Below are 364 nucleotides of genomic sequence, written 5' to 3' on the forward strand. Positions count from 1 at the left end.
CACCTATATTCCGACGCCAGAGCGTGCCATCGACGGCGCATTCCTGATGCCGGTCGAAGACGTGTTCTCGATCTCGGGTCGCGGTACTGTGGTGACCGGCCGTGTTGAGCGTGGTATCGTCAAGGTCGGCGAAGAAATCGAAATCGTCGGTATCCGCGACACGCAAAAGACCACCTGCACGGGCGTGGAAATGTTCCGCAAGCTGCTGGACCAAGGTCAGGCGGGTGACAACGTTGGCGTGCTGTTGCGCGGCACCAAGCGTGAAGACGTGGAACGCGGCCAAGTGTTGGCCAAGCCAGGTTCGATCAAGCCGCACAAGCACTTCACGGGCGAGATTTATGTCCTGTCGAAGGACGAAGGCGGT

The 364-nt window shown here is 59.6% G+C and carries 1 protein-coding gene; it reads left to right on the forward strand.

Going from position 1 to position 364, the window contains the following annotated elements; translation table 11 throughout:
• Window positions 1-364: EF-Tu/IF-2/RF-3 family GTPase (locus RV1423_RS28330; RefSeq protein WP_034304007.1), on the forward strand; the 364-nt coding region annotated here is incomplete at both ends.

It is taken from the genome of Herbaspirillum sp. RV1423, from assembly GCF_000577615.1.
Lineage (GTDB): Bacteria > Pseudomonadota > Gammaproteobacteria > Burkholderiales > Burkholderiaceae_D > Herbaspirillum.